This window comes from Streptomyces sp. NBC_00820, assembly GCF_036347055.1.
GTDB lineage: Bacteria > Actinomycetota > Actinomycetes > Streptomycetales > Streptomycetaceae > Streptomyces.
The window spans coordinates 3,129,200-3,148,141 of the sequence record NZ_CP108882.1 but is presented as its reverse complement, the minus strand read 5'-3'; the positions used below and the strand labels follow the sequence as shown (position 1 = coordinate 3,148,141).

Below are 18,942 nucleotides of genomic sequence, written 5' to 3'. Positions count from 1 at the left end.
CGGACACGCGGGACGGCTCCCGTCGCCGGTCACTGCAGGAGGCCGGGGTACTTCTCCCGGTAGGCGGCCATCTGGGCGTCGTAACCCGCCTTGTGCTCGGCGAGTTGGGGGGCGTTGAAGCAGTGCGTCGGTACTGGGGCCGGCGTCAGGAAGTCCGCCACCGACCGGAATATCTCCGCTGCCGCCTCCCAGTGCCGCTCCTCCCGTCCGCGCAGCTTCGTCAGCTTCTCGTACAGATCCCGCTGTACGTCGCTGATGCGCTCGGCCGCGCCGTGCTTCGCGGGGAACCGGTCCGGCGTCGCCGGCCCGCGGTCGGACGAGCTGAGGCACTGCAGCACCGCAAGCGCCGCGAACAACCGCCCCGACCGTACATATGCGCTTTCCTTCTCCTCCGCCATGCCTGAAGGATTGCCGCCCGGGCGCCCGCCCACTCCCTCGAACACCCGCCTCTGAGAACACCCGTACAACTTTCGCTCACCTCTGCGAGTCAAGACACACGGCGTTCAGGGGACGCCCGTTCGACGCTCGAGGGGAATTTCATGACTCACCGGAAATCCAGGCGTGCCGCGGTGGTCGCGGCCGCCGTCGGCGCGGCCGTGCTCATACCGGCCGTGACCGCCGCCGTCCCGGCCACCGCGGCGACGCCCACCGTCAGCTGCACCTCCGCCAAGGCGGGCCTGGCGAGCAAGCTGCAGAAGGACATCACCGCCGCCCTCGCCACGCGCAAGGGCACGGTCGCCGTCGGCCTGTACGACCGCTCCACCAGCACCACCTGCACCCTGCGCGCCACCAGCGCCTACGACTCGGCCAGCACCGTCAAGGTCACCGTGCTCGCCACGCTGCTGTGGGACGCGAAGAAGCACAACCGGTTGCTGACCGACCGCGAGAGCTCGCTCGCGACGGCCATGATCACCAAGTCGGACAACAACGCCACCACCGCGCTGTGGAAGCAGCTGGGTCTGACGAAGATCAAGGGCTTCCTCTCCGCCGCCAAGATGACCAGGACCACGCCGGGCGCGAACGGCTACTGGGGCCTGACCCAGGAGAACGTCACGGACGAGCAGAAGCTGCTCAAGCTCGTCACCGCCAAGAACACCGTGCTCAGCGACAACTCCCGCGCCTACATCCAGAAGCTGATGGGCAAGGTCGTCTCCTCGCAGCGCTGGGGCACGCCCGCCGGAGCGCCCTCCGGTGTCGCCGTGCACGTGAAGAACGGCTGGCTGCAGCGCTCCACCCACGGCTGGCGGGTGCACAGCCTGGGCACCTTCGACGGCCGCGGCCACGACTACATGATCTCCGTGCTGACGCAGGACAACAGCACCATGGACTACGGCGTCACCACCATCCAGAACGTCGCCAAGGTCGTCCACAGGGATCTGGTGCCGACCACCACCGGCACCGCGCTCTACACCCCGACCAGCACCCCGAGCGAGGCCGCCGTGGCGGTGCCCCCGCAGGGCTGACGCACCACGCGGCGATCACGCGGCGATCACACGGCGCCCACGCGGCGCCCACGCGCCGCGACGTACCGTCCTTCGTCCCCCCGCTCCCTTTTGTTGCGGGGGGATGAAATTCGCCGCTCCCGGCGTTTGTGCCTTCCGGCAGAGCAGGACAACAGGAAGGCACCCGAGTGGCACCGCAACGGGGATGGGCACGACGGCTGGCGGGCTACGCCTGGCGGTATCCGAAGGACGTCGTTCTCGCGCTCGGCTCCTCCCTGGCCGGCATGGCCGTGATGGCGGTCGTACCGCTGATCACCAAGGTGATCATCGACGACGTCATCGGCGGCCACACCCGCTCGATGGGCCCCTGGGCCGGCGGCCTCGTAGGCGCCGCCGTCCTCGTCTACGCGCTCACCTACATACGCCGCTACTACGGCGGCCGCGTCGCCCTCGACGTCCAGCACGACCTGCGGACCGAGATGTACGGCACGATCACGCGCCTGGACGGACGCCGCCAGGACGAGCTGTCCACCGGGCAGGTCGTCGGCCGGGCCACCAGCGACCTCCAGCTGATCCAGGGCCTGCTCTTCATGCTCCCGATGACCATCGGGAACGTCCTGCTCTTCCTGATGTCCCTGGCGATCATGGCGTGGCTGTCGCTGCCGCTGACCCTGGTCGCCCTCGCGGTCGCCCCGGCCCTCGGGTACATCGCCAGGCGCAGCCGCAGCAGGCTGCACCCCGCCACCTGGTACGCCCAGGCCCAGGCGGCCTCCGTCGCCGGCGTGGTCGACGGCGCCGTGAGCGGCGTACGCGTGGTCAAGGGCTTCGGGCAGGAGGAGCAGGAGACCGGCAAGCTCAGGGAGGTCGGCCGACGCCTGTTCGCCGGGCGGCTGCGCACCATCCGCCTGAACAGCAGGTACACCCCCGCGCTCCAGGCCGTACCCGCCCTCGGCCAGGTCGCGATGCTGGCGCTCGGCGGCTGGCTGGCGGTGCGCGGGCACATCACGCTCGGCACCTTCGTCGCCTTCTCCACCTACCTCGCCCAGCTGGTCGGCCCGGTCCGCATGCTCGCCATGGTCCTCACGGTCGGCCAGCAGGCCCGCGCCGGCACCGAGCGCGTCCTGGAGCTGATCGACACCGAGCCCACGCTGAAGGAGGGCACGAAGACCCTCCCCGCCGACGCGCCCGCGACCGTCGAGTTCGACGACGTGTCCTTCGGGTACGACCACCAGCGCCCGGTGCTGGAAGGGGTCACCTTCGAGATCCGGCCCGGCGAGACCCTGGCCGTCGTCGGCTCCTCCGGCTCCGGCAAGTCCACCCTCTCCCTGCTCCTGCCGCGCTTCTACGACGTCACCCACGGCGCCGTCCTCGTCGGCGGCCACGACGTGCGCGAGCTGACCCTGGACTCGCTCAGGGCCGCGATCGGCCTGGTCCCGGAGGACTCGTTCCTCTTCTCCGACACCGTCCGCAACAACATCGCCTACGGCCGCCCCGACGCCTCCCAGGACGAGATCGAGGCCGCCGCCCGCACCGCCCAGGCGGACCGTTTCATCGCCGAGCTGTCCGACGGCTACGACACCTTGGTCGGCGAGCACGGCCTGACCCTCTCCGGCGGCCAGCGCCAGCGCATCGCACTCGCCCGCGCCCTGCTCACCGACCCCCGCCTGCTGGTCCTCGACGACGCCACGTCCGCCGTGGACGCGCGCGTGGAGCACGAGATCCACGAGGCGCTCAAGCACGTCATGGAGGGCCGCACCACCCTCCTCATCGCCCACCGCCGCTCCACCCTGGGCCTCGCCGACCGCATCGCCGTCCTGGACGGCGGCCGGCTCGCCGACATCGGCACCGACGAGGAGCTCCAGGAGCGCTCGGCCCTCTACCGCCGCCTGCTCACCGACCCGGACGAGCTGGGCGGGGTCTCCCCGGGCCACGCCCGCCCGGCCGGGCCGCAGGAGGACACCACCGTCCGCGACGAGCTGGACGCCGAGTTCGACGCCGAGCGCGGCGTGACCCCGAGGCTGTGGACCGGCGACCGCGAGCCCCGGAGCCAGGCGCTGTCCGGCACCCCGGCCACCCCGGAGCTGCTCGCCCTGGTCGAGGCGCTGCCCCCGGCGACCGACACCCCGGACGTCGACGAGGCCCACGCGGTGCGCCCCGAGAAGTCGTACGGCCTGCGCCGGCTCCTCAAGGGCTTCGGCCGGCCCCTGCTCGTCAGCCTGCTGCTGGTCGCCGTGGACGCGGGCGCGGGCCTGCTGCTGCCGGTGCTGATCCGGCACGGCATCGACCAGGGCGTCACGAAGACGGCCCTCGGCGCCGTGTGGGCCGCCTCCCTGCTCGGCCTCGCCACCGTGCTCGTGCAGTGGGCCGCGCAGATCGGCGAGACCCGCAAGACCGGCCGTACCGGCGAGCGCGTGCTGTACTCGCTGCGGCTGAAGATCTTCGCCCAGCTCCAGCGGCTCGGCCTCGACTACTACGAGCGCGAGCTGACCGGCCGGATCATGACGAGGATGACGACGGACGTCGACGCCCTGTCCACGTTCCTGCAGACCGGACTGGTCACCGCGTTCGTCTCGGTCGTCACCTTCTTCGGCATCATGGTCGTCCTGCTGGTGATCGACGTGCAGCTGGCGCTGGTCGTCTTCGCCACGCTGCCCCCGCTGGTCCTCGCCACCTTCTTCTTCCGCCGGGCCAGCGTGAAGGCGTACGAGCTGGCCCGTGAGCGGGTGTCGGGGGTCAACGCCGACCTCCAGGAGTCGGTGGCCGGACTGCGGATCGTGCAGGCCTTCCGGCGCGAGCGGGACGGCGGGCGGCGGTTCGCCGAGCGCAGCGACAGCTACCGCAGTGCCCGCATCCGCGGCCAGTGGCTGATCTCCGTCTACTTCCCCTTCGTCCAGCTGCTCTCCTCGGTCGCGGCGGCCGCCGTCCTCATCGCGGGCGCGGGCCGGGTGGAGGCCGCCACGCTGACCACGGGCGCCCTGGTCGCCTACCTGCTCTACATCGACCTGTTCTTCGCCCCGGTCCAGCAGCTCTCCCAGGTCTTCGACGGCTACCAGCAGGCCACGGTCTCGCTGGGCCGCATCCAGGAGCTGCTGCGCGAGCCGACCTCGACCCGGTCCGCCGACGAACCTCTTGACGTCCTCTCGCTGCGCGGCGAGATCGCCTTCGAGGGCGTGGGCTTCGCGTACGGCGCCGACGAGGGCGAGGAGGCCCTGACCGGCATCGACCTGAGGATCCCGGCCGGGCAGACCGTGGCCTTCGTCGGCGAGACGGGCGCGGGCAAGTCGACGCTGGTCAAGCTGGTGGCCCGGTTCTACGACCCCACCAGCGGCCGGGTCACGGCCGACGGCACGGACCTGCGCGACCTGGACCTGACCTCGTACCGGCACCGCCTCGGGGTCGTGCCGCAGGAGGCGTACCTCTTCCCGGGCACGATCCGCGACGCGATCGCCTACGGACGGCCCGACGCCACCGACGCCGAGGTGGAGGCGGCGGCGCGGGCGGTGGGCGCGCACGAGATGGTCGCCACGCTCGACGGCGGCTACCTCCACGAGGTCGCCGAGCGCGGCCGCAACCTCTCGGCCGGCCAGCGCCAGCTGATCGCGCTGGCCCGCGCCGAGCTCGTCGACCCCGACGTCCTCCTGCTCGACGAGGCCACGGCCGCCCTCGACCTGGCCACCGAGGCCCAGGTCAACCAGGCAACCGACCGCCTGGCGGGCCGTCGTACGACGCTGGTGGTCGCCCACCGGCTGACCACGGCCGCCCGCGCGGACCGGGTGGTGGTCATGGACCACGGCCGGGTCGCCGAGGACGGCACCCACGACGAACTCCTCGCCCTCGACGGCCGGTACGCCGCGCTGTGGCGGACCTTCGTCGGCCAGTCCGAGCCGGAGGAGCCGGTGGGCGTGTCCGGCTGAGGAGGGCCCCGAGACCCCCTGGGCCCCTGGGCTCCCGGGGGTCGTCCCCTCGCGTGCCGTGGTGACGGTCGTGCAACCATCCGACATATGTCGTGCGTCCGTACATCAGTACGCACGTCTGTGGCGTACGGCCGCGGGGCGGGGGAGGACGACAGTGGTGGGTGGGGTCAGTGGTGCGGTACGGCGACGTCTGTCGCTCGGCGCGGTCCTGCTGGCCGCGTCCGCCGTGTTCGCCCTCGTGTCGCCCGGCGCCGCCCAGGCCGCCACGGACTCCTCCTGCGCCGGGCGCGAGGTGCGGACGCTGCCCTTCCGTACCGGAGTCGTCCACGTCTACAAGCGGGCCGGCTATGTCTGCGCCCTCACGGTCACCAAGGCCCCCGGCACCCAGCGGGTCATGTCGGTCAGCGTGCAGGCGCGCGGCAGCCGGCCGGTCGTCGACAGGGGCAGGTACCGGTACCACGCGGGCCCGGTGACCGTCCACGCCGGTCATCGCTGTGTGCGGGTGGCCGGCGCGGTGGGCGACGGCAAGGTCAGTTCCGGCTGGTTCCTGTGCTGACCTCCTGCGCACCGACCGTACGGAACGCCCAACTGCCTCTGGTGTGACGGCTGTTGCTCGGACAGCTTCCGGCGGGACATCCAGAAGGCGGTGAACATGCCTCGTCCTCCCCATGACGCCGTTCTCTGCGACATCGACGGCGTTCTCCGCCACTGGCCCGCCGCCGACGCACTCGAGCGCGCACACGGGCTGCCCGCCGGTGCCCTCGCGGCCGCGGCCTTCGCGCCGGAGCGTCTGCACCCCGCCATCACGGGGAAGGTCACCGACGAGCAATGGCGCGCGGCGGTCGCCGCCGAACTCGCCCGCCGCTGCGGATCGAGGGAGCGCGCCCGAGCGGCGGTCACGGCCTGGTCCGAGCTCGTGCCGGCGGTCGATGACGAGGTCGTCGCCCTGCTCGGACAGGCACGCGACGTCGCGTCGGTCTCCGTGGCTCTCGTCTCCAACGCGACCACCCGGCTGGAGCGGGATCTCGCCCGGCAAGGGCTCGCCGATCTCGCCGACCTCGTCGTGAACACGGCACGCATCGGCATCGCCAAGCCCGATCCCCGCGTCTACCGCATCGCCGCCGAGCGCATCGGGGCCCCGGCCGAACGCTGCCTGTTCGTCGACGACACGGCCGCCAACGTCGTGGCGGCCCGAGAAGCGGGAATGACCGCCGTCCACTACCGCCGGATCGACGACCTCCGCCGGGCGCTCGCGCCCCTGCTCGCCGCCGGCTCGTGACCCGCCGCCGTCCTCGGGTGTGCCGCGGGCGTTCCGCTCCGTGCGTCGTCCGGCACGCGTGCCGCTGTCACGGGCCGGCGTGCGCGTACCAGTCGTCCTCGCCGGTGCGCAGCGAACGGCGGAGGTAGTCCCGCAGGTCACCGGCCACCCACCGGCGGCTGTCGGTTTCGTGCTCCCAGACGAAGACGTCCGGGCGTTCGGGCTTCACCACGAGGGCGAACTGGTCGCCGCCTCCGTCGTCCCCGAAGAAGAGGAGGGCGTCGAAGGGCATGTACAGCCGGGCGAAGGACTCGTCGGACCGGAAGAGCAGGTTGTGCTCGACGATGCGGTCGAGGGACCAGACGGTGTCCACGTGGGTGTGACCGGTCACCCCGTCGCTCTCGAGGAGCAACCGCCCGAGGTCGCCGGGGAGTGCCCGCCCGAGCCGTTTCTCGGCCCCGGCGAGCGCGGACTCCTGGACCGGCTCACGGAACCCCGCTTCCGGGAACACTTCCTGGACTGTTCGTCTCCACATGGCCGGGAGCCTAGGGCCTCTCTTCCGGCCCGGGCCCGCGGGAACCCGTTCGCAGGCTCGACCGTCCAACCCGCAGGCCGCCGGACGAGTCCCGTGGTGCGGTGTCGGCCTCGCCGCAGGCCGCGAACGCCGACGCACCCTCTCCGCCGCACCGCGCCCGCGCGGCCACCGCCACCGGCGCGCCCCCCTCCCATGCGCCGGTGGCGGCCCCATGCCGGCTTCCTGTGCGTTGCCTTGACGGAAAGAAACTTCCCGGATATTGCTGACTCCTCGGAAGTTTCCTTCAGCGGTTCTCCTCTGGAAGGGGCGCACGTGCACGACACCAGCACGGGAAGCACGGGAAACACCGCACGGCCGTCCAGACGGGCTGTGCTCACCGCGACCGCGAGCGTCGCCGCCGCGCTGACCGTACCCACCACCGCCCACGCCGCCACCGCCCAAGGCGCCACCACGAACGACCGCCGGCTGCGCGCCCTCATCTCCCGGATGACGCTGGAGGAGAAGGTCGGCCAGCTCTTCGTGATGCGGGTCTACGGCCACTCCGCCACCGCCCCGGACCAGGCCGACATCGACGCCAACCTGGGCGAGATCGGGGTCCGTACCGCCGCCGAACTGATCGCCAAGTACCGGGTCGGCGGGATCATCTACTTCACCTGGGCGCACAACACCCGCGACCCGCACCAGATCGCGGACCTGTCCAACGGCATCCAGAAGGCGTCCCTGGAGCAGCCGCGCGGGCTTCCGGTGCTCATCGCCACCGACCAGGAGCACGGCATCGTGTGCCGGGTGGGCAAACCCGCCACGCTGTTCCCCGGCGCCATGGCGATGGGCGCGGGCCGCTCCCGGTCCGACGCCCGCACCCTCGGCCGCCTCTCCGGCGCCGAACTGCGCGCGATGGGCATCAACCAGGACTACTCGCCGGACGCGGACGTCAACGTCAACCCGGCCAACCCGGTCATCGGCGTACGGTCCTTCGGGGCCGACCCGCAGGCCGTGGGGGCGCTGGTGGCGGCCGAGGTGAAGGGCTATCAGGCCTCACGGGTCGCCGCGACCGCCAAGCACTTCCCGGGCCACGGCGACACCGCCGTCGACAGCCACTTCGGCTTCCCGGTCATCACCCACAGCCGGGAGCTGTGGGAGAAGCTGGACGCGGTGCCCTTCCGGGCGGCCATCGCGGCGGGCATCGACTCGATCATGACCGCGCACATCCAGTTCCCGGCCCTGGACGACTCCGGTGACCCGGCCACCCTCTCCTCGCCGATCCTCACCGGCATCCTGCGCGGCGAACTCGGCTACGACGGGGTCGTGATCACCGACTCCCTCGGCATGGAGGGCGTGCGCACCAAGTACGGCGACGACCGGGTGCCGGTGCTCGCGCTGAAGGCCGGCGTCGACCAGCTGCTCAACCCGCCGAACCTGGACGTCGCCTGGAACGCGGTGCTGGGTGCCGTCCGCGGCGGCGAGCTGACCGAGGCCCGCCTGGACGAATCGATCCTGCGCATCCTGCGGATGAAGGCGCGGCTCGGCCTCCTCGACCGGGGGGTCCTCGTCAGCCAGGACCACGTCGACCGGGTGGTGGGCACCGCCGCCCATCTGGCCGCCGCCGACCGGATCGCCGAACGGACCACGACCCTGCTGGTCAACGAGGGCGGCACCCTCCCGCTCGACCGGCGGCGCGTGCCCAGGGTCCTGGTCGTCGGCGCCGACCCGGCCTCCCCGTCCGGCACCACCGGGCCGCCCACCGGCGTCCTGGCCGCCGCGCTCACCGAACTCGGCTTCACCGCCACCGCCCTGTCCACCGGCACCGCACCCTCCGCGGCGACCATCGCCAAGGCGGTGACGGCGGCCCAGGGCGCGGACGCCGTGGTGGTGGGGACGTACAACCTGACGGCGAGCAGTTCCCAGCTGACCCTGGTACGGCAACTGCTCGCCACCGGCCGGCCGGTCGTGGCCGTCGCCATCCGCAACCCCTACGACGTCGCCCAGCTGCCCGAGGTGAAGGCCTGGCTGGCGGCCTACTCCTGGACCGACGTCGAACTGCGCGCCGCGGCACGGGTGATCGCCGGCCGGGTGCACCCGCACGGCAGGCTCCCCGTGCCGGTGCAGCGGGCGGACGATCCGGCGCAGGTGCTGTACCCCATCGGTCACGGGCTGACGTACTAGCCGTACGTCACGCATCGGGACACACCACCCCCGAGGGGCGGAAAGCATCCCTCATGTCTGGCGTGGCCCCGCGGCGGCGGGCCACGCTGGGCGGGGGCGTCTGGGGGGATGCGATGCGTGCGAGAGGTGCCGTGGGCGGGGCGCGCCGGCCGGTGCGGCCGTCCGCCCTGATCCTCACCGCCCTGACCGTGCCGGCCGCCCTGATGGTCCTGGCCGGATGCCAGGACGCCTCCCCGGCGGGCAGCGCCCGCCCCGCCGCCTCCCCGGCCCCGACGACCGGCTACGGCGTCGTGTTCCTCGCCGTCGGCGAGTGCAGTTCCTTCGGCACCACCAGCTTCACCGAGGTTCCCTGCGCCGGCGAACGGGCCGCCGCCCGGGTCGTCGCCCGCTACGACGGCACGTCCGCCGACGGCCCGCAGTGCCCGGCGACCACCGACTTCGTCCTGCACATCGGCGCGCAGCGCGCCCACGGCGACGGGAGCACCGACGCCGCGATCCCCCCGGGGTACGCCTGTATGCGCAACCTCGAACCCCCGCACCCCGGTGACCCGGGCGCCGGTGGCGGCTCCCGCACCATCCCCGGCGACTGCCTCTACGACTCCGCCGACGCCCAGGTCCGTGAGACACCCTGCGACGGCTCGGGCCCGCACAAGCCCCGGTACAAGCTGGTGCGGGCGGTGCGGAAGCGAGCGGAGTGCCCGGCGTCCACGGCCCTCTACGTCGACTTGGGAGGCGGGAAGCCGGTGGGGTGCGCGAGGCGGGTCTGAGGGTGCTCCCTCACGGGTGGCACCTACGGACCCCTACGGACCCCTGAGGACCCCTAAGGACCCCTACGGGGTGGTCCCCTCGCGGAGTTCGGGGGTCGTCGCGGCGACGCCCGCCACCGCCAGCGCGCACAGCAGCCCCCCGGTGATCAGGGCCGTCGTCCCGGAACTCCAGCCGGCGACCAGGCCGCCGCGCACGTTGCCGAGGCTGGGGCCCGCCTGTCCCACGATCTGCTCGGCCGCGGTCACCCGCCCGAGCAGGGCGTCGGGGGTGCGGGTCTGCACGATGGTCGAGCGGGAGACGACCGAGACGGCGTCGGCGGCGCCGGCCAGGACCAGCAGACCGAGACCGGTCCAGGGGTTCGCCGTCAGGCCGAAGAGCAGCAGGGCCACACCCCAGGCGGCCGAGCTGCACAGCATCACCGTGCCGGGCCGGCCGATCCGGGTCAGCGAGCCGGACAGGACGGTCGCCGTGACGCCGCCCACCGCCAGGGCCGACAGGAACAGGCCCAGGGTGCGTGGATCACCCCCGAACCGCTCCGCGTTGACCAGCGGGAACAGGCTGACCGGAAAGGACAGCACGGTGGCGGCGAGGTCGGTGAGCAGCGCGCCGCGCACCACCCGGTGCCCGGCCAGGAACCGCAGCCCGTCCAGCACCCCGTGCAGACCGGCCCGCGACGGCTCGCCTTCCGGCGGCAGCGGGGGCAGGCCGAAGGCGCCGTAGAACGCGAGCCCGAAGCTGAGGGCGTCGAGCAGGTAGCAGGTGCCGACACCCAGCCAGCCCAGCAGCACACCGGCCAGCGCGGGGCCGAGGAGCATCATCGCCTGGCCGGTGACCTGGTTCAGGGCGAGCCCGGCCGCCACCTGGTCCTTGGGCAGCAGGCGCGGGACGAACACCCCGGCGGCCGGGGCGCCGAGCGCGCCGAAGCAGGACTGCGTGGACACCAGTGCCAGGACGGCCACCACCGGCACATGTCCGGTGAAGCCCTGCACGGCGAGCAGCAGGGAGCAGACCGCCTGGCCCACGGTGGCCGTCAGGTACATCCGGCGCCGGTCGGCCCGGTCCACCCACGCCCCCGCGAACAGCCCGAACACCACCAGCGGCAGCGCCTGCGCCAGCCCGACCGCGCCGGTCCACGCCGTGCTGCGGGTCAGGTCCCACACCTGGTACATGACCGTCACCATGGTCATGAACCCGCCGAGCACGGACACCGTCCGGCCGACCAGCAGCCGCCGGAAGACGGGCGAGGCGCGCAGCGGCCTGACATCGATCAGCGAGTCGGTGAGGCTCATGAGGCGGAACGGGGACGGACGTGGGCGCGCTGCGGCGCGAGCTGCGGATTCACCGGCGGAGGCTAGCCGGGACGACGAGGACACCGCCAGCGAATAACCGGCACCGCCGCATCACGACGGGGCCCGTCCCACTCACGCCCGGGGGACCCCCGTGGACGCCCGCACCATCAACTCGCCCCGGACCGAGGCGATTCCCCCGGGCGGGGTCTCCTCGCGCCCCATCGCGACGCGTCCGGCCCGGGCCCCCGCCTGCGCCAGCGGCAGGCGCACCGTCGTGAGCGCGGGCGCCGCGTCGACGCTGAAGGGAAGGTCGTCGAAGCCGGCGACCGAGACGTCCTCGGGGACGCGCAGGCCGCGGTCGCGGAGCGCGGCGCGGGCACCGAGGGCGATGGAGTCGTTGGCGGCGACGACCGCCGTCAGGTCCGGGTCGCGGCGCAGCAGCTCCAGCGTGGCCTCGTAACCGGAGCGGCGGTCGTAGTGGCCGTACACGGTCCAGCGGTCGTCCTCCTTGACGCCCGCGGCCTCCAGCGCGGCGCGGTGGCCCTCCAGGCGGTGCCGGGTGGTCGTGCGTTCCGCGGGGCCCGCTATGTAGCCGAGGCGGCGGTGGCCGAGGGCGGTGAGGTGTTCGGTCAGGGCGCGGGCGCCGCCGCGGTTGTCGAAGGTCAGGGCGACGGCCCCGGTGTCCGGTGCGGGCGGGCGTCCGCACAGCACCACCCGGGTACCCGCCTCCGACAGCCTGCGCAGTTTCGCCGCCACCTTCGCCGCGTGCGCCGCGTCGTCCACGGCCCCGCCGGTCAGCACCACGGCCGCGGCCCGCTGGCGCTGCAGGAGGGTGAGGTAGGTCAGTTCGCGCTCCGGGGAGCCGCCCGTGTTGCAGACCACGGCCAGGCGTTCGCCCCCGGCCCGGCCGCCCGGACCCTGGATCTCGCCCTGGATCGCGCTCGCCATGATCCCGAAGAAGGGGTCGGCGATGTCGTTGACCAGGATGCCGACCAGGTCGGAGGTGGCCGCGGCGAGCGCGCTGGCGGGGCCGTTGAGGACGTAGTCCAGCTCGTCCACCGCCCGCAGCACCCGCTCGCGCGTCGCGGCGGCCACGGGGTAGTTGCCGTTCAGTACGCGCGACACCGTCGCGGGGGAGACCTGGGCGCGGGCGGCCACGTCCGCCAGGGTCACCGTCATCTCGTCGTCCTTTGGTCGTGCGTCGCGGGGCACCCGTCCCGTGCCCTGCCGGACGGGCCGGGCACGCCGTCGGTTCCGTGCGGTGTCGAGCAGACCCTAAGGCCAACCGCCCCGTTTGCCGCCGCCCTTGGACAACTCGTGGGGGAGCGGGCCTCGCCGGGGCCGCCGGCCGGAGCCGTGAACTCCCGCGGAAAGAAACCTCGGTACTCCGTGCAACCCTTCGCGCACCCTCCGCGTCGTACTGTGCATCAGAACCTCCGGTGGGGGACCCGGGGGGGATTCACGAGGTTCTGGTACGGAGGGGAAAGCCGAGGGGGCCTGCCCGGTCGACGGACCGGGCAGGCCCCCTCGAAACGTTCCGGGGAGCCCCGCGGGGCAGCCGGACGCGGGCGCCCGTCAGAAGAACACGCCGCACCGCAGCAGCACGTTGGCGTACGGCCGGGCCTCGCCCGTACGCACCACCAGCCGTGCCCGCGCCGACCGTTCCTTCAGCTCCTCGTGCGGGATCAGGGTCAGCTCCGGGAAGTGGGCGTCCAGCAGCGCGGTGGCCTCCGCGTTGGCGGCGCGCACCTCCTCGGCCGCCGTGGCCCCCTCCACCACCAGCTCGGCCAGCAGCCCGTCCAGGACCTCGGCGAAGGACGGGACGCCGGCGCGGAACGCCAGGTCCACCACGCGCGGTCCGTCCGGTATCGGCATGCCCGCGTCGCACACCAGGACCCCGTCGCCGTGGCCCAGTTCCGCGAGGGCGCCGGCCAGATGCCGGTTGAGGATGCCCGCCTTCTTCATCGGTCCCCGCCCTCCTCGCCGGACACACGCCCGCCGTCCGCCACGAGGGCGTCGCCGTTTGCCACCAGGGCGCCGGCCTCCGCCGCCAGCGCGTCGACCTCCGCCGCCGTGGGGTACGACTCCTGCGCGCCCCGCTTCGTCACGGCCGCCGCGCCGACCCGGGCCGCGTAGGCGGCCGCGTCGGCCAGATCCGCGCCCGACCCCAGCTTCCAGGCCAGCGCCGCAGTGAACGCGTCCCCGGCGCCGGTGGTGTCCACCGCGTCCACCTTCACCGACGGCACCCGGCGCACCCCGGAGGCGTCGCACACCAGCGCACCCTCCGCGCCCAGCGTCACGACCACCGAACGCGGCCCTTCGGCCAGCAGCAGCCGCGCCCAGTCCGCCGGGTCCTCGCCCACGAGGGCGTCGCCGAGCAGCACCCGCGCCTCGTGCTCGTTGACGATCAGCGGGTCGCAGGCCGCCAGTACCTCCGCCGGCAGCGGCCGGGGCGGCGACGGGTTCAGCACGAACCGGTTGTCGCCGGTGAGTGTCCGTACGACCTCCACCACGGTCTCCAGCGGGATCTCCAGCTGCGCCGACACCACGCGCGAGGCGTGCAGGCGGCTCGCGGCGTCCCGGACGTCCCCGGCGCCGAGCCGGGAGTTGGCGCCGGGCGACACCACGATGCTGTTGTCCCCGGACGGGTCGACGGTGATCAGCGCGACGCCGGTCGGCGCCCCGCCGGCCGGCACGCTCGCCGTGTCGACTCCGGCCGAGCGCAGCGAGTCCAGCAGCAGCCGGCCGTGGCCGTCGTCGCCGACGCGGGCCAGCAGGGCCGTACGGGCGCCGAGCCGGGCGGCGGCGACCGCCTGGTTGGCGCCCTTGCCGCCCGGGTGGACGGCCAGGTCGCCGCCCAGCACCGTCTCGCCGGCGGCGGGCCGCCGCTCGACGTCGATCACCAGGTCCGCGTTGGCCGAACCCACGACCATGAGGTCGTAGTCGTACATGAGTTGACTCCCCTGAGAGATGAACCGGGGCGGGCGGCCGTACCCGCCGGGTACGGCCGCCCGCCCCCGTCTGTCCGCGCCGTCAGCCGGTGAAGCCCGCCACGTTCTGCTTGGTGACGACCTTGACCGGCACCTTCACCATCGGCTCGACCTTCTTGCCGTGCACGGCCCGGAGCGCGTTGTCCACGGCGATCCTGCCGAGCTGGCTCGGCTGCTGCGCGACCGAGGCGTACAGCGTGCCGCCCTTGACGGCGGTGAGGCCGTCGGGGGTGCCGTCGAAGCCGACGACCGCCACCGACTTGCCGGCCTTGGAGCCGAGGGCCTTGATCGCGCCGAGGGCCATCTCGTCGTTGGCGGCGATGACGCCCTGGACGTCGGGGTGGGCCTGGAGCAGGTTGGACATCACGTCCAGCCCCTTGGTGCGGTCGAAGTCCGCGGGCTGCTGGGCGACGATCTTGATGCCCGGGTAGGCCTTCAGCCCCTTGGCGAAGCCCGCCGCGCGCTCGCGGGCGGCGGAGGTGCCGGCCTGGCCCTGCAGGATGACGATCTTTCCCTTGCCGCCCAGCTTCTCGGCGATCGACCTGGCCGCCAGCTCACCGCCCGCGACGTTGTCGGAGGCCACCAGCGCGGCCACGGAGGCCTTGTTGACGCCCCGGTCGACGGCGATGACCGGGATCTTCGCCTTGCCTGCGGCCTTCACCGAGTTGCCCGCCGCGTCGGAGTCCACCGGGTTGACGATGATCGCGCCGAGCTTCGAGCTGGTGAAGTTCTGCAGCTGGTTGGCCTGCTGGGAGGCGTCGTTCTGGGCGTCCGTGACCGTCAGGTCCACGCCCCGCTTCTTCGCCTCGGCCTGGGCACCGGAGCGGATCTGCACGAAGAAGGGGTTGTTGAGGGTGGACAGCGACAGGCCCATCTTCGGGTTCGCCGAGGCCGAGGAGCCGCTGTGCAGGAAGGAGGTCGCGCCGACGACGGCCACCGTGACCACGGCCGCGAGGCCGTACGTCGCCGCCTGCTTGCCCTTGGGGCCGCCCGCGCCGGTCACCGGGGTCGCCCCCGCCTTGCGGCGCACCGCGTCCAGCAGCACCGCCAGCGCGATGACGACACCGATCACGACCTGCTGCCAGAAGGCGGACACGTTCAGCAGGTTGAGGCCGTTCCTGAGCACGGCGAGGATCAGCGCGCCGATGAACGTGCCCGACGCCTTGCCGGTGCCGCCCGCAAGGGAGGCGCCGCCGATGACGACCGCGGCGATCGCGTCCAGCTCGTAGCCGTCCGCGGCCTGCGGCTGCGCGGAGCCCAGCCGGGCGGCGAGCACGATGCCCGCGACGGCCGCGAACACGCCGGACAGGGCGTAGATGGCGAGCTTCTGCCGCTTGACCCGCAGGCCGGACAGGCGCGCGGCCTCCTCGTTGCCGCCGATCGCGTACATCGAACGGCCGATGTAGGTGCGGCCGAGCACGAGGGCCGCGAGCAGCCCCATGACCACCATGACCAGCACGGGCACCGGCAGCCAGCCGCCGAGGGTGTCGCCGAGGTGCGAGACCGAGTCCGGGAAGGGGATCGGGACGCCCCCGGAGATCACCAGGGACAGGCCGCGCGCCACCGACAGCATGGCGAGCGTCGCGATGAACGGCGGCAGCTTGCCGTAGGCGATCAGGAAGCCGTTGACCAGTCCGGCGCCGACGCCGGTGGCTATGGCGAGGACGACCGCGAGCGCGACCGGCACACCGGACTGCGTGGCGCTCCAGGCCAGCACGGTCGAGGTCAGCGCGGCCACCGAGCCGACCGACAGGTCGATGCCCGCCGCGACGATCACGAACGTCACACCGAAGGCGAGGATCGCCGTCACGGCCGCCTGGACGCCGATGTTGAGCAGGTTGTCCGTCGTCAGGAAGTCGCCGGACAGCGCCGACAGGGCGACGGCGAGGACGATCAGCGCGGTCAGCGCGCCGTTGTCGAGGAGCAGGCGGCGCAGACCGCCGGGGGCGCCCGCGCCCGTCGTGCTCTTGAGCGTGTCAGTGGCCACGGGGGCCCTCCGTTTCAGTGGTAGGGATGCTCACGGCGAGGGACATGACGGCGTCCTGCGTGGCTTCGGCGGCGGTGAGTTCGCCCGCGATCCGGCCCTGGGCCATCACCAGCACCCGGTCGCTCATGCCGAGCACCTCGGGCAGGTCGCTGGAGATCATCAGGACGGCGGCGCCGGCCGCGGTGAGGTCGTTGATCAGCTGGTAGATCTCGACCTTGGCGCCGACGTCGATGCCGCGGGTGGGCTCGTCGAGGATCAGCACCTTGGTGTCGGCCAGCAGCCACTTGCCGATGACGACCTTCTGCTGGTTGCCGCCGGACAGCGTGCGCACATGCTGGCCGAGGCCCGACATGCGCACCCCGAGCTGCGTCGCGATACGCTCGGCGGCCGAGTGCTGCGCCCTGCGGTCCACCAGCCCGGCCCGGGTCGCCGACCGCATGGTCACCAGGCCCAGGTTCTCCGCCACGGAGGCGTCCAGCACCAGCCCCTGGCCCTTGCGGTCCTCGGGCACGAGCCCGATCCCGGCGGCCATGGCCGCGTTCACGTCGCCCCGCCGCAGCTCGGTGCCGGAGACCTTCACGGCCCCCTTGTCGTACGGGTCCGCGCCGAACACGGCCCGCACGACCTCGGTGCGGCCCGCGCCGACGAGCCCCGCGACGCCGACGACCTCGCCGGCCCGCACCTCGAAGCTCACGTCGTGGAAGACGCCGTCACGGGTGAGGCCCTCCACGTGGAGCAGGGGCGCTCCCTGCCCGGTGGGCCGCTCGCGGGGGTACTGCTGCTCGATGGAGCGGCCCACCATGAGCCGTACGAGTTCGTCCTCGGGCGTGGAGGCCGGGACCTGCCCGACGCTGCGGCCGTCCCGGATCACGGTGACCCGGTCGCCGAGCGCGGCGATCTCCTCCAGGTGGTGGGTGATGAACACGACGCCCACGCCGTCCTCGCGCAGCGCGCGGACGATGGCGAAGAGCTTCTCGACCTCTTCCGAGGTGAGCACGGCGGTCGGCTCGTCCATGATCAGCACGCGCGCGTCCAGGCTCAGCGCCTTGGCGATCTCGACCATCTGCAGGCGTGCGATGCCGAGTTCACGCACCCGCGCGCGGGGCGAGACGTTCACGCCGACCCGCGCGAGGAGCACCTCGGCGTCGGCCTCCATCCGGCCCCGGTCGATCATCCCGAAGCGGCGCGGCTGGCGGCCCAGGAAGATGTTCTCGGCGACCGTGAGATCGGGGACGAGGTTGAACTCCTGGTAGATCGTGGCGATCCCGAGGCGTTCGGCGTCCTGTGCGCCCTGGATGCGCACCTCCTCGCCGCCGGCCAGGATGCGCCCGGCGTCGGGGGTGTGGGCACCGGAGAGCATCTTGATCAGCGTGCTCTTGCCGGCGCCGTTCTCACCGAGCAGTACGTGCACCTCGCCCCGGCGCAGGTCGAAGTCGACGCCGTCCAGCGCGACCACGCCGGGGAAGGATTTCCGTATGCCCTCGATACGCAGCAACTCATCCGGGTCGCTCACGACGTGCTCCTTTGCACTGGGGAGGGGGACTGAGAGGGGGACTTGGAGGGGGACTGAGAGGGGTTGGGGGACTGGGTGGGGAAGGGGACAGGGGGCTCGCCGCACGAGCGGCGCACGACGAGCCGGGCGGGGAAGGCGGCGGACTCCGGAGGCCGCCCCTCGATCCGGGCCACCAGGGCGCGTACGGCGGCCCGGCCCAGCTCGCCCGTCGGCTGGGCGATCGCCGTGACCGGCGGATCGGTGTGCACGAACCACGGGATGTCGTCGAACGCGGCCAGCGCGATGTCGTCCGGGACGCGCAGCCCGCGCGCGCGGATCGCGTCCAGCGCGCCGAGCGCCATCAGGTTGTCGGCCGCGAAGACCACCTCGGGCGGCTCCGGCAGGTCGAGGAAGCCCTCGGTGACCCGCCGGCCGCTGGCGGCCTGGAAGTCGCCCTGGCCGGTGTAGGAGTCCGGGAGGTCGAGCCCGTAGGCCGCCATGGCCTCCCGGAAGGCCTCCACGCGCTCGCTGCCGGTCGTGGTGCTGCCCGGTCCCGCGATGATGGCGAGGCGGCGGTGCCCGAGGGCGTGCAGATGCGCGACCAGGTCCCGTACGGCGGCGCGTCCGTCCGCCCGCACGACCGGCACGTCGACGCCCGGGATCCACCGGTCCACGAAGACCATCGGGGTGCTTCCGCGCGCGGCGTCCAGCATCAGCGGGGAGGCGCCGTCGGCGGGGGAGACCAGCAGGCCGTCGATCCGGCGGTCCAGCAGGGTCCGGATGTGGTGGTCCTGGAGGTCGGGCCGCTCGTCGGCGTTGCCGATGATCACGCTGTACCCGAGCGCGCGGGCCTCCTCCTCGACGGAGCGGGCCAGCTCGGTGAAGTACGGGTTCAGCACGTCGCTGATGACCAGGCCGAGGGTGCGGGTCTGGTCGGTGCGCAGGGACCGGGCGACGGCGTTCGGCCGGTACTCCAGCGCCTTCACGGCGCTCAGCACCCGCGCCCGTGCGTCCGCGCTGACCGACGGGTGCTCGTTGAGCACCCGCGACACCGTGGCGACGGACACGCCCGCGGCGGCGGCGACGTCCTTGATGCTCGCCATC

Annotated in this window: 15 protein-coding genes; 6 read left to right on the top strand and 9 right to left on the bottom strand. The window is 73.1% G+C overall.

All coding sequences use genetic code 11. From position 1 onward, the window contains the following. Positions 1 to 29: 29 nt before the first annotated feature. Positions 30 to 398: a hypothetical protein gene (locus OIB37_RS14280; protein WP_330457966.1), complete on the bottom strand. Its 369-nt coding sequence runs from the start codon at positions 396 to 398 to the stop codon at positions 30 to 32. A 141-nt stretch (positions 399 to 539) separates the two neighbouring features. Here OIB37_RS14280 and OIB37_RS14275 point away from each other — a divergent pair, with 141 nt between their 5' ends. The 4 genes from OIB37_RS14275 to OIB37_RS14260 all read left to right on the top strand — a co-directional run bounded on the left by OIB37_RS14275 (position 540) and on the right by OIB37_RS14260 (position 6,635). Next, on the top strand, positions 540 to 1,463 hold the full coding sequence (locus OIB37_RS14275; RefSeq protein ID WP_330457965.1) for a serine hydrolase: 924 nt from the start codon (positions 540 to 542) through the stop codon (positions 1,461 to 1,463). 167 nt (positions 1,464 to 1,630) lie between these two features. Then, positions 1,631 to 5,356: an ABC transporter ATP-binding protein gene (locus OIB37_RS14270; protein ID WP_330457964.1), complete on the top strand. Its 3,726-nt coding sequence runs from the start codon at positions 1,631 to 1,633 to the stop codon at positions 5,354 to 5,356. Between the two features lie 157 nt (positions 5,357 to 5,513). Continuing rightward, complete coding sequence (locus OIB37_RS14265) at positions 5,514 to 5,912, top strand: hypothetical protein (protein WP_330457963.1); 399 nt, start codon at positions 5,514 to 5,516, stop codon at positions 5,910 to 5,912. 96 nt (positions 5,913 to 6,008) lie between these two features. Further along, complete coding sequence (locus OIB37_RS14260) at positions 6,009 to 6,635, top strand: HAD-IA family hydrolase (protein ID WP_330457962.1); 627 nt, start codon at positions 6,009 to 6,011, stop codon at positions 6,633 to 6,635. A 67-nt stretch (positions 6,636 to 6,702) separates the two neighbouring features. Here the strand turns inward: OIB37_RS14260 and OIB37_RS14255 are convergent, their stop codons facing one another. Then, positions 6,703 to 7,149 carry an SMI1/KNR4 family protein gene (locus OIB37_RS14255; protein ID WP_330457961.1) on the bottom strand — a complete coding sequence of 149 codons (447 nt, stop codon included), beginning with the start codon at positions 7,147 to 7,149 and terminating at the stop codon, positions 6,703 to 6,705. 312 nt (positions 7,150 to 7,461) lie between these two features. On the opposite strand from OIB37_RS14255, the gene OIB37_RS14250 reads away from it, so the two are divergent. Together OIB37_RS14250 and OIB37_RS14245 are read left to right on the top strand one after the other, a co-directional pair. Further along, a complete protein-coding gene (locus tag OIB37_RS14250; protein WP_330457960.1) occupies positions 7,462 to 9,312 on the top strand; it encodes a glycoside hydrolase family 3 protein in 1,851 nt (616 codons plus the stop codon). Between the two features lie 113 nt (positions 9,313 to 9,425). Next, entirely contained in the window at positions 9,426 to 10,079 is a 654-nt protein-coding gene (locus tag OIB37_RS14245) for a hypothetical protein (RefSeq protein WP_443058150.1), read from the top strand. A gap of 63 nt (positions 10,080 to 10,142) precedes the next feature. On the opposite strand, the gene OIB37_RS14240 is transcribed toward OIB37_RS14245, so the two are convergent. The 7 genes from OIB37_RS14240 to OIB37_RS14210 form a co-directional block, all read right to left on the bottom strand. After that, a complete protein-coding gene (locus tag OIB37_RS14240; protein ID WP_330457959.1) occupies positions 10,143 to 11,369 on the bottom strand; it encodes an MFS transporter in 1,227 nt (408 codons plus the stop codon). Between the two features lie 132 nt (positions 11,370 to 11,501). After that, the gene (locus OIB37_RS14235; protein ID WP_330457958.1) at positions 11,502 to 12,548 is read right to left on the bottom strand and encodes a LacI family DNA-binding transcriptional regulator; all 1,047 of its coding nucleotides are present in this window, start codon (positions 12,546 to 12,548) and stop codon (positions 11,502 to 11,504) included. 396 nt (positions 12,549 to 12,944) lie between these two features. Beyond that, positions 12,945 to 13,334 (bottom strand): D-ribose pyranase, encoded by a 390-nt coding sequence (gene rbsD / locus OIB37_RS14230; protein WP_330457957.1) that lies wholly within the window; start codon positions 13,332 to 13,334, stop codon positions 12,945 to 12,947. Beyond that, complete coding sequence (locus OIB37_RS14225) at positions 13,331 to 14,320, bottom strand: ribokinase (protein WP_330457956.1); 990 nt, start codon at positions 14,318 to 14,320, stop codon at positions 13,331 to 13,333. Before OIB37_RS14225 ends, rbsD begins: the two co-directional genes overlap by 4 nt. Positions 14,321 to 14,402: 82 nt before the next feature. After that, the gene (locus tag OIB37_RS14220) at positions 14,403 to 16,346 is read right to left on the bottom strand and encodes an ABC transporter permease/substrate-binding protein (RefSeq protein WP_330457955.1); all 1,944 of its coding nucleotides are present in this window, start codon (positions 16,344 to 16,346) and stop codon (positions 14,403 to 14,405) included. Further along, on the bottom strand, positions 16,336 to 17,859 hold the full coding sequence (locus OIB37_RS14215) for a sugar ABC transporter ATP-binding protein (RefSeq protein ID WP_330457954.1): 1,524 nt from the start codon (positions 17,857 to 17,859) through the stop codon (positions 16,336 to 16,338). The genes OIB37_RS14220 and OIB37_RS14215 overlap by 11 nt, the downstream gene beginning before the upstream one ends. Further along, on the bottom strand, positions 17,856 to 18,941 hold the full coding sequence (locus OIB37_RS14210; RefSeq protein ID WP_330457953.1) for a LacI family DNA-binding transcriptional regulator: 1,086 nt from the start codon (positions 18,939 to 18,941) through the stop codon (positions 17,856 to 17,858). The genes OIB37_RS14215 and OIB37_RS14210 overlap by 4 nt, the downstream gene beginning before the upstream one ends. Between the last annotated feature and the right edge of the window lies 1 nt (position 18,942).